A 10,582-nucleotide genomic window follows, 5' to 3' on the forward strand; every position below is an offset into this window, starting at 1 on the left:
GAAAGGACACAACATGAGCAGATTAGATGAGCTTCGTGAAACCATGGCGGAACAAGGCGTCGACCTTGTCACCATCGGCCCCGGTGCGCACCTCGCGTGGCTTTTGGATATACGCCCGCATGGTGATGAACGTCCCTTGCTGCTGTGCGTGACGCAAAGTTACGCGGGCTTTCTTATGCCATCGCTGGAGGCTGAGAGTGCCGCCCAACAAACCGATCTGCCGTTTCACACCTGGGGCGATGCAGACGGGCCAGACAAAGCGTTCGCCGAATTGCTGCAAATGTCGGGTGCCATGGATGCCAAGAGTATCGTGTTGGACGAAACCATGCGTGCAGATTTTGCCGGATTGGTGCAAGACGCCTTGTCGGATGCCAAACGCCAATTCACCGCAACCACCGTCGGTGCGCTGCGCATGCGCAAAGACGCGGATGAATATGCCAAATTGAAACGCAACGCCCTGTCCGCCGATACCGCGATGAAGGCGGCATGGTCTGCGATGAAAACGGGCACGTCCGAGACGCAGGTTGCGGACATCATACGTGACAACTTCGCGTCCCAAGACGTAAAGCCACTGTTCGCAATCGTTGGGGCTGGTGGCAATGGCGCATTCCCGCACCACCACACAGGCGAAACGCTCCTGCAAAATGGCGACGCCGTCGTGATGGATATCGGTGGCGGCAAGGATGGTTATTCCAGCGATATGACCCGCATGGCTGTCATGGGAACGCCGCCCAAAGGCTACACCGAAATCCACGCAATTGTTGAAGCCGCCGTCCAAGCTGCAATGGCTGCCGCCCGTCCGGGTGTGAAGGCGCATGTGGTTGATGATGCGGCGCGGGGTGTCATCACGGATGCAGGTTACGGCGAATATTTCATGCACCGCACGGGCCATGGAATGGGCGTCGAAATTCACGAAACACCCTACATCACGGCATCGTCCCAGACGGTCCTTGAAGAAGGTATGGTGTTTTCGATCGAGCCCGGCATCTATCTGCCAGAGCGCTTTGGTATCCGCCTCGAGGACATTGTGATTTTACGCGCCGACGGACCCGAAATCCTATCGGATCTCCCGCGCGACGTAGAGATCATCAATGGCTGATCATTTCACGCTCGACATTATCTCGCAGGTTCTGGACGCAGCAGCCGTTGAGATGTTTGAGGTGTTACGCAAAACCGCGATGAGCCCGATCATCTACGAAGTCCTTGATGTCGGGACGGGCGTGTTGGACAGCGACGGGCAATTGGTTAGCTCTGGTGCGGGCATCCCGTCGTTTATCGGGGCCTTAGACAAGTCGGTTCAGGCGATCATTGCAAAACTGGACGATACGATTGTCGAGGGCGATGTCTACCTGACGAACGATCCAAATTACGGTGGCGTGACGCATCTGAATGATGTCGTGGTGGCGCAACCTGTTTTCTGGCAAGGGCTTCGTGTTGCGTGGGTCGCGTCCATTGCGCATTGGGGCGATATCGGCGGACGGACGCCCGGCTCGATGTCCACTAAAGCAACCGAAATTATTGCCGAAGGTTTGCGCCTGCCCATCGTCCGTCTTTTTGAGGCTGACGTGCGCAACGAGGCAGTGGTTGATATCATCACCACAAACAGCCGCTTGCCTGATTTTGTACGCGGCGATCTTTGGGCGCAAGTCTCGGCCGGTCGCCGCGCGGCAAAGACCATTCAGCAGCTCTGTGAACGACACAATGTGGGCACGTTGAATGCCGCAATCTTGACGGCCCGCACCAACGGTGCACGACGCACCAAAGCAGGGCTTCAGGCGCTGCCATCGGGTCATTACCCCTGCGTTCAAGAACAGGACGACGGCACGTTCTGGAAAGCTGCGGTCACAATCACAGATGACCGCATGATCATCGATTTGCGGGATGCACCGCCAGAGGCAGACGGGCCCTACAACCTAAGCCGCGATGGGGCCGTCGTCGCCTGCCAAGTCTTTTTCAAAGCACTTGTGGACAACGACCGTTTTGCCAATGCTGGATCATTTGCCGCTTTGGAAGTTCTGACGACGCCTGGAACGCTTTTCCACGCAGGACCCGTTGCGGCACATGCCTATTATTTTGAAACACGCATGAAGTTAGTCGATATGCTGTGGCATGGATTGGCCGAAGCGATGCCAGAGTTGCTTCCCGCAGGGCATTTTGCGTCAATCTTTGGCACGGTTATCACAGGACAGCACCCCGACACTGGTCGTCGTTATGCGATGGTAGAACCACAAATGGGCGGTTGGGGGGCGACAACCAAACGCGCAGGGCAAAACGCAATGTTTTCCACGAATCACGGCGATACCTTCAACTGTCCCGTCGAGATCGCAGAAGCACGCTATGGGTTTGATGTGTTGGAAAAAACGCTGTCATTCGGCCCAGACCGGAAAAGTGAGTTTTCAGGTGGCGCAGGCGTGCGCGTTTCTTATGTGTTGCGGAATACGGCGATGCTGTCAGTTGGGTACTCTCATGCCAATGTTCCTGTTTGGCCCATTGAGAATGGTTCAATTGGCGGGAAGAACAGTCTTTGCATTAACCGGTCCAATGGCACGATTGAGGTCCATCATTTTGCCAGCGATATCGCACTTAATCAGGGCGATATCGTCGAAATTGAAACCGCATTTGGTGGGAGTAGGCACGCACTATAGCGATGCGAAACAATATCCACCCCAAGAAAAGCGGACGTCCATGCGCCTTGCAGCGAATGTCTGCTTCCAGCCGTCCCATCATCGCCCGATCCTCCCTACAGATGTAGCAAGTGAATCAATCATTTGATGGTGGATCAAGTGCCTGAACACCGATAGCATGCGACAAATGAGAAGATAATTGAGGGCCCGCTATGCGACGTGTTGGAGCGCTGATTTTTCCAAACTTTGAGCTGCTCGATTTGTTTGGGCCGCTTGAGATGTTCGGGCTGCTCAAAGATGATTTTGACCTCCAGTTGGTTGCGGAGACCTCCGAACCCGTTTCAAGCAATCAGCAGGTGCGCGCCAATCCGGACGTGACGTTCAAAGATGCAGATCAATTCGATGTCTTGTTCGTTCCCGGAGGCATGGGAACGCGCCGCGAGGTAAATAACACGGCTCTCTTGGATTGGATTAGGATCGCGTCAGAACCGGCGGAGTATGTCTTGAGCGTGTGCACCGGCAGCCTGCTACTTGCAGGCGCAGGCCTTTTGGATGACCGGCGTGCAACGACAAACAAGGCGGCATTCACCAAAATCGCTGATCAATACCCCAAAGTTGATTGGGTGAAACAAGCTCGATGGGTTGAAGACGGCAAGTTCATAACCTCATCTGGCGTCTCAGCCGGGATGGATATGGCTCTGGGAGCTATCGCGCTCATGCACGATCACGAGACAGCCGAAAAGGTTGCAATTTGGAGCGAATACGACTGGCACAAAGACAAAGACTGGGACCCGTTCGCGAAGACCAATGGCCTCGTCTGATAAGGTCGAGTTTTTCACCAGTATCGGTGGTTTTTGGAAGCTTCCTTGAAAGGGCCGCTTCCATCGTAAACCTGACATGGCACTCTTATACACGTGCGGTACGGTACAAATTGGTAACCGTCTAATTAAGTTGAACTTTTTATTCTGATCCTGATGTTACGTACTGTGATCTCATTGCGTTACATCGCAGGAATAATTAGCATTAAGCTAACTGCAGCAATGCCTAGAGAACAGATATGCCTAAAGACTTTCACGTCCTTGATCCGGAGATCGGTTTCACGACGGCCTTAAAGGCATAGTCTTGACGCAACAACAGGCGGCGCGCACTTTAAATCATTAGGTTTGATTGAATTGACGTTGTAGGATGAACAACGTTGCCATGGTCACCAAGACGCCTGACACTAGGTAAAGTGCTGCTGCCCAGAGACCAAAAGTACTCGCAAGATACAGTCCCACCAATGGGGCGAAGGCTGCTCCGAAGATCCAAGACAGGTTCGTGGCCAGCGCCGCGCCGGAATAGCGACTTTTGGCTGCAAACCTGTTGGGCACAATCGAGCTGGATTGCCCATAGGACAGACCGAACACAATGAACCCCGCTATGATGTAAATTGCCGGATTGTCGTTGAGCGTTCCGATGGTCAAGCACAACAGAAGCGTCAGGACACTTGATCCCAGCAAGACTGCGCGTTTGTTGTATCGATCCGCAAGCACGCCGGACAGCACCACAGTGCCGACCGCCAGCGCTCCTCCGATCAGTTGCCACAGGAGAATACGATCAATATTATTTTCGGTGAACAGCAACGTGTAGCTGATCGGGAAAACCGTGAGCATGTGTAGCAGAGCGTAGCTTGATAAAGGTAGAAAAGCTGACAGCAGGATCGTCCGCCATTCGGTGCGCAACAGGAACCGAAGCGGTACAGATTGCATCAACGTCTCGTCGTCAGAACCGAAATCTGTGGTCAGCAAGCGCAGCCGCGCGAAAAGTGACACCACATTTACGGCCATCACGGCAAAGAAGGCAAAGCGCCACCCATATTGATAAAACTCTTCGGGGGTCAGAAATCCGACCAGCACATAAAACATTGCCGCAGCCACACAAAATCCAATGGGTCCACCGAGCTGGGGCACCATGCCGTAAAGGCCCTCGCGATTCTTAGGGGATGCTGATTTTAATTGCAGCGTCAAACCGTCCCAGGCGCCGCCAAGGCCTAGCCCTTGGATAATGCGCAAACCGGCCAGCAACACCGGTGCCAAAAGGCCCAGTGTGTCGTATCCCGGCAAGAGGCCAATCGCAACGGTCGAGGTCCCAAGCAACATCAGTGCGACAGTGATTTTGCCAGCTTTGCCGATGCGTCGTTGTAGTTTGCGGCCAATCAGGCTGGCCACAGGACGTGCCAGAAACGCCAATGAAAATACGCCAAAAGAAGCGAGTGTTGCAGGCACCTGATCAAGGAAAGGAAAGAAAACCGTTGGAAACACAAGGGCAGAGGCAATGGCAAAGACGAAAAAGCCAAAATAGTCTGTCACCCGCGCCATGATGACTGTGGTGACGACATCGTCCAACCCTACGTTCTGTCTGGCTTCGTGGTTCTCGCCGCGCACTTCGTTCATCTCTTGGTAGGGTACGTATTTAATCGCCATGGTTTTGCGTCCTTCGCCTTTTGCACCTGTAAGGATAGCGGTAAGAATAAAAATCGCCACTATTACTGTGGGGCGTGACAAAACAACGCGACTCTGGGTCTGTCTAAACGGAGAATTAGTGTTATTTGTACACTCAACACGAGCCGTAATTTTTGAAAAATTCAAGAGGTCTTGGATGTCACTCTATAAACGCAGTTTTGGCTCTCAACGCAGCTTGGGCCACAGAACCCGCCGCTTCGGGCTTTTGGGCTTTGCTACACTGGCGCTATCGGGGTGCAATCTGGTTGTGATGAACCCAGCCGGAGACGTCGCTTCGCAGCAGGCTGATCTCATCGTCTATGCGACTGTCTTAATGTTGATTGTAATTGTTCCAGTGCTGGCGCTGACCGTGTTTTTCGCCGTCAAATTTCGATCAGACAATGAGGACGCGACATACGAGCCGGAATGGGACCATTCAGTCAGCCTGGAAATTGTTGTTTGGTCCGTGCCGTTGGCGATCATCATCATGCTTGCGGGTTTGACATGGGTGGCGACGCACCGCCTTGATCCTTACGAAGATCTACCGCGTATCACGGCGGAGAAGGCTATTGATCCTAACGTGGCACCCTTGCAGGTGCAGGTCGTCGCGATGGATTGGAAATGGTTGTTTATTTATCCGGAATACAACATCGCGACTGTCAACGAGATGGCCGTGATCGTGGACCGGCCGGTTGAACTAAAACTGACGTCGACGAACGTGATGAATGCATTTTATGTGCCTGACATGGCCGGCATGATTTACGCAATGGCTGGAATGGAGACCGAGCTGAATGGTGTCATCAACTTTGAAGGCTCTTATGAAGGCTTTTCATCGCATTACAGCGGGGCCGGGTTCTCGAAGATGCGGTTTGACGTTTTGGCACTGGACGAAAGCGGGTTCGATGACTGGTCTGCCAATGTCGCAGACTCTTCGCAACCGCTGGACCGCCGAAATTTTGTTGAACTCGACCAACCTAGCATCGACGACGAGGTGGCCTATTACGGGTCGGTCGAGGACGGGCTTTGGACCCGTATCCTAAACATGTGCGTGGGCGATGACGAGCTGTGCATGAACGACCTGATGATGGTTGACGCATTGGGCGGCGGCGGCATCGAAGGGCTGTACAATCGCGAGCTTTATCGTGGGCTATGTACAGCCGATGATCCGAAAAGCTTGTTCGCGATCCTGCGCCCCGATCTGGCCGACAGTGTCGACGAAATAATCGCTACCATAGACCTGCTGCCGTCTGTCGCGCCGCAGATGTCCATACCAACTGGGAACTAATCATGGCCAACGAACTTGAAACAGGCGCCGAACACTTTCCAAACATCACCCATCAGGTGCATTGGTTCTGGGGTAAGCTGAACTGGGACATTTTCCCGTTTTATGACCCGCTGATCCTCGGCACGTTTATTGTCACCATTATGCTGGGCATAGGGGTTGTCGGCTTTCTAACCTACAAGCGGCTTTGGGGCTATCTGTGGACTGAATGGCTGACGTCTGTCGATCATAAGAAAATCGGCATTATGTATATGGTGCTGGCCACGGTCATGCTGATCCGAGGATTTTCTGATGCCATCCTCATGCGAATCCATCAGGCACTGGCCTCGGCTGGAATCCTCGAATTTCTACCGCCCTATCACTACGATCAGGTCTTTACTGCGCACGGCGTGATTATGATTTTTTTCGTCGCGATGCCGTTTATCACAGGCTTTATGAACTACGTCATGCCGCTACAGATTGGCGCGCGGGATGTGGCCTTTCCGTTCCTGAATAATTTCAGCTTCTGGCTGACCTTTTCGGGTGTGATACTTGTCATGATGTCACTGTTTGTGGGCGAATTCGCTGCCACCGGATGGTTGGCCTTTCCGCCGCTATCAGGGCTGGAATTCAGTCCGGGCGTAGGGATGGATTATTATCTGTGGTGCCTTAACATCGCTGGGATCGGGACGACGCTTTCGGGCATCAACTTGATCGTGACAATCGTAAAGATGCGCGCGCCAGGTATGACCTGGATGAAGCTGCCGATCTTTACGTGGTCGACGCTCGTGACAAACATTCTGATCGTCGCATCCTTCCCCGTTTTGACCGCCACCTTGGCGCTGCTGACGGCGGACCGCTACCTTGGCACCCATTTCTTCACAAATGAAATGGGCGGCAACGCGATGATGTATATCAACTTGATCTGGATCTGGGGCCATCCAGAGGTCTACATCCTGATCTTGCCAATCTTTGGTATATTTTCGGAGATCGTGCCGACATTTTCGCGCAAGCGGCTGTTTGGGTACACATCGATGGTCTACGCTTTGGTGGTCATCATGATCCTGAGCTATCTGGTTTGGTTACACCATTTCTTTACGATGGGTGCCGGGGCAAGTGTGAATTCGTTCTTTGGGATCACGACGATGATCATCTCGATCCCAACGGGAGCAAAGCTGTTTAACTGGCTGTTCACCATGTACAAAGGACGTATTCATTTTGAGTTGCCGATGATGTGGACGATGGCGTTCATGATCACCTTCACCATTGGGGGGATGACCGGCGTGTTGTTGGCTGTGCCACCTGCGGATTATGTGCTTCACAATTCTCTGTTCTTGGTGGCGCACTTTCACAACGTCATCATCGGGGGAGTCGTCTTTGGGATCTTTGCGGGCATCAACTATTGGTGGCCCAAAGCGTTCGGTTTCCACTTGGACAAGTTCTGGGGCAAGGTCAGCTTTTATGGCTGGGTCGGCGGCTTTTGGTTCGCCTTCATGCCGCTGTATATCCTTGGCCTGATGGGGGTCACACGACGTCTAAGCCAGTTTGAAGACACCAGTTATGCCTTCTTGTTTGGGCTTGCGGCCTTCGGTGTGGCGATGATCGCGATTGGCGTCGTGGCGTTTATCATCCAGATGGTTGTGTCGATCCGCAATCGCGAGGCGCTGGCCTGCGGCGGTGATCCGTGGAATGCACGCACGCTGGAATGGTCTGCGTCTTCTCCGCCCCCCTACTACAATTTCTCGCATATTCCGAATGTCTATGCGTTGGATGCGTGGGACCACATGAAGGCCCATAACGTCGAGGTGCCGCAAGAGAACTATACGGCAATCCATATGCCAAAAAGCACGGCCACGGGCATCGTCATTGCTGCACTGATGACAGCGATGGGCTTTGCTTTGGTCTGGTATGTTTGGTGGCTGGCTGCAGTCAGTTTCGTGGGGTGTCTTGCCTACGGGATCTTCCACACGTTCAACTATGATCGCGACTTCTATCTGCAACCGGATGAGGTTCGGGCCATTGCAAACGGCCGCAGGCCGGTCATTCCGGCGGAGTAATTAGATATGGCAACACCAACACACCCCACTGAGCCAGCCGAAGGTTTCGACTTTTACAACACAGACCCCGCAAGCCATGTAGACGGACACCACGAAACCGGCACACTGTTGGGATTCTGGATATACTTGATGAGCGATAGCCTGATCTTTGGCATCCTCTTTGCCGTCTACGCGGTTTTGGGTCAGAACTATGCCGCCGGTCCCGCGCCGTCGGACCTGTTTGAAATCGAAAAGATCCTGCTGGCCACGTTCTTTTTGCTGTTTTCGTCGATCACCTACGGTTTCGCCGTGATTAACATGCAGCAAGGCAAGACGGGCAAAATGACCCAGTGGTTGCTTGTAACTGGGACGTTTGGCATCGGATTCTTGGTGATGGAATTGCTAGAATTCCACCATCTGTGGCACTTGGGCGCCGGACCCGGTGCGAGCGCGTTTCTGTCGTCCTTCTGGTTCCTTGTGGGCACCCACGGCCTTCACGTGACAGTAGGCGTGATCTGGCTTGTCGTGCTGCTGGTGCAGGTGCAAAAACACGGCCTGACAGAGGCCAACACACGTCGCATCCTGTGCCTCAGCCTGTTCTGGCACTTCCTTGATCTGATCTGGATCGGGGTGTTTTCCTTTGTTTACCTTACGGGGGTCCTGTTATGAGCGCCGAACACCACGATGACCACCCCGAGGACGACGCCCACGGTTCTTACCGGTCGTATATCACCGGTTTTGTCCTTTCTGTTGTCCTGACAGCCATCCCGTTTTGGATCGTGTTGGGCGACGTGCAGATCCATCTTTGGCTCGCGCTGTCGATCATCTTCGGACTTGGGGCAGTGCAGATAATGGTGCATGTGATCTACTTCCTGCATGTGACTGTGAAAGCAGAGGCTGGCTGGCAGGTCATGTCATTGGTCTTTACCGGGATTTTGTTGCTCATTGTGCTTGTCGGCTCGATTTGGGTGATGACGCATCTCAATGACAACATGATGCCCGCCCATGATCAAATCGAACGCGTGCGCGATCTCAATTGAGCGATACACGCCGCCCTATCTGGGTTGATGTTACGATCCTGCTGCTGGCGGGGATCATGCTTGTTGGCATGATCGTGCTTGGCAATTGGCAGGTAAGGCGCTTGGCATGGAAGCTGGACCTGATCGAAGCCGTCGAGACGCGTGCTTTTGGCGAACCTGCTGCTGCCCCAAATGGCGGCGCACCAGAGTACCTGAGGATTTTCACGTCAGGGATTCTTATCCACGACAAGAGCCTGCGCGTGAAGGCAGTGACAGAAATTGGCCCAGGCTTTTGGATTATGACGCCGCTTGAAACAGCGGGTAAAACGATCTGGATAAACCGTGGTTTTGTGCCGAGCACGCTCAACCAAGACCAATGGACACGCCCCGAAGGACAGGTTGAGGTGATCGGGCTTGCCCGATTAGACCAACCGGGCGGTACGTTGCTAGAGCGTAATCAGCCCGAAACAGGACGTTGGGTCTCAGCTGATTTGGTCGAAATGAGCCGAGCCGTGGGCTTGGACAACGTGCAGACCGGCTATTTCATTGACGCGGAAGCAACCCCTGCGCCGCCTTGGCCGCGCGGCGGTTTGACCCGTTTGGCGTTTCAAAACACACATTTGATTTACGCGCTGACGTGGTATGCAATGGCTGCATTGTTTCTAGGGGCGATAATATATGTCGTGAGAGACCGCTTAAGTACGCGTGATTGAACCGTGTGAAACGCATATACATGCTTGTACGAGCACGGTGTGGAGACCGGCATAGGATGGAACAGGCGTAATGTCGCAGATTGACCTTATCACATTTCTCGCGATCCGTTATGTTTTCTTAACACTTCACAGCGAACAAGCCCGTTTTTTCGCAGCCTCTTAACAAGTGCCTTGCGACTGACATCTATTGTGTTCGTCTCTGCGGCATCGATCTCGCGGGCCAATGTCGGCTGGGCAGGTTACGAAACAGATCATCAAGGACAGGATGAGCGGGCACCAACCGTTCAGCAGCATCCGTCTTAAGGGGCCTAACGCCATTGGGACGCACATGAATGAACGTTCCCAGATTGCCCTTTTGAACAAGATCTTCGCGAAGTGAAGTGGTCCTGCTTTTTAGGACAGGTTTGCGGCTCAGCTAAGATGTAATCTGGTTGGTTTCACGCGGCCTT

Annotated in this window: 9 protein-coding genes; 8 read left to right on the top strand and 1 reads right to left on the bottom strand. The window is 53.5% G+C overall.

The annotated features are described in order from the left end of the window. The first annotated feature begins 13 nt into the window (after window positions 1–13). The 3 genes from WNY38_RS17085 (at window position 14) to WNY38_RS17095 (ending at window position 3,445) form a co-directional block, all read left to right on the top strand. Window positions 14–1,099: a Xaa-Pro peptidase family protein gene (locus WNY38_RS17085; RefSeq protein WP_342858575.1), complete on the top strand. Its 1,086-nt coding sequence runs from the start codon at window positions 14–16 to the stop codon at window positions 1,097–1,099. Continuing rightward, a complete protein-coding gene (locus tag WNY38_RS17090; protein ID WP_342858576.1) occupies window positions 1,092–2,645 on the top strand; it encodes a hydantoinase B/oxoprolinase family protein in 1,554 nt (517 codons plus the stop codon). Before WNY38_RS17085 ends, WNY38_RS17090 begins: the two co-directional genes overlap by 8 nt. Window positions 2,646–2,836: 191 nt before the next feature. Beyond that, on the top strand, window positions 2,837–3,445 hold the full coding sequence (locus WNY38_RS17095) for a DJ-1/PfpI family protein (RefSeq protein WP_342858577.1): 609 nt from the start codon (window positions 2,837–2,839) through the stop codon (window positions 3,443–3,445). 336 nt (window positions 3,446–3,781) lie between these two features. Here the strand turns inward: WNY38_RS17095 and WNY38_RS17100 are convergent, their stop codons facing one another. Beyond that, window positions 3,782–5,086, bottom strand: coding sequence for an MFS transporter (locus WNY38_RS17100; RefSeq protein ID WP_342858578.1), 1,305 nt, complete (start codon window positions 5,084–5,086; stop codon window positions 3,782–3,784). 175 nt (window positions 5,087–5,261) lie between these two features. On the opposite strand from WNY38_RS17100, the gene cyoA reads away from it, so the two are divergent. Genes cyoA through WNY38_RS17125 form a run of 5 tightly spaced genes read left to right on the top strand, consistent with a single transcriptional unit; the run spans window position 5,262 to window position 10,133 of the window. Continuing rightward, on the top strand, window positions 5,262–6,389 hold the full coding sequence (gene cyoA / locus WNY38_RS17105; RefSeq protein WP_342858579.1) for a ubiquinol oxidase subunit II: 1,128 nt from the start codon (window positions 5,262–5,264) through the stop codon (window positions 6,387–6,389). Window positions 6,390–6,391: 2 nt separating this feature from the next. Continuing rightward, window positions 6,392–8,422 carry a cytochrome o ubiquinol oxidase subunit I gene (cyoB, locus tag WNY38_RS17110; protein WP_342858580.1) on the top strand — a complete coding sequence of 677 codons (2,031 nt, stop codon included), beginning with the start codon at window positions 6,392–6,394 and terminating at the stop codon, window positions 8,420–8,422. Between the two features lie 6 nt (window positions 8,423–8,428). Beyond that, entirely contained in the window at window positions 8,429–9,070 is a 642-nt protein-coding gene (gene cyoC / locus WNY38_RS17115) for a cytochrome o ubiquinol oxidase subunit III (RefSeq protein ID WP_342858581.1), read from the top strand. Continuing rightward, window positions 9,067–9,441 (top strand): cytochrome o ubiquinol oxidase subunit IV, encoded by a 375-nt coding sequence (gene cyoD, locus WNY38_RS17120; protein ID WP_342858582.1) that lies wholly within the window; start codon window positions 9,067–9,069, stop codon window positions 9,439–9,441. The genes cyoC and cyoD overlap by 4 nt, the downstream gene beginning before the upstream one ends. After that, window positions 9,438–10,133: an SURF1 family cytochrome oxidase biogenesis protein gene (locus WNY38_RS17125; protein WP_342858583.1), complete on the top strand. Its 696-nt coding sequence runs from the start codon at window positions 9,438–9,440 to the stop codon at window positions 10,131–10,133. The genes cyoD and WNY38_RS17125 overlap by 4 nt, the downstream gene beginning before the upstream one ends. The last annotated feature ends 449 nt before the right edge of the window (window positions 10,134–10,582 follow it).

Source organism: Pacificibacter sp. AS14 (assembly GCF_038899935.1).
Lineage (GTDB): Bacteria > Pseudomonadota > Alphaproteobacteria > Rhodobacterales > Rhodobacteraceae > Celeribacter.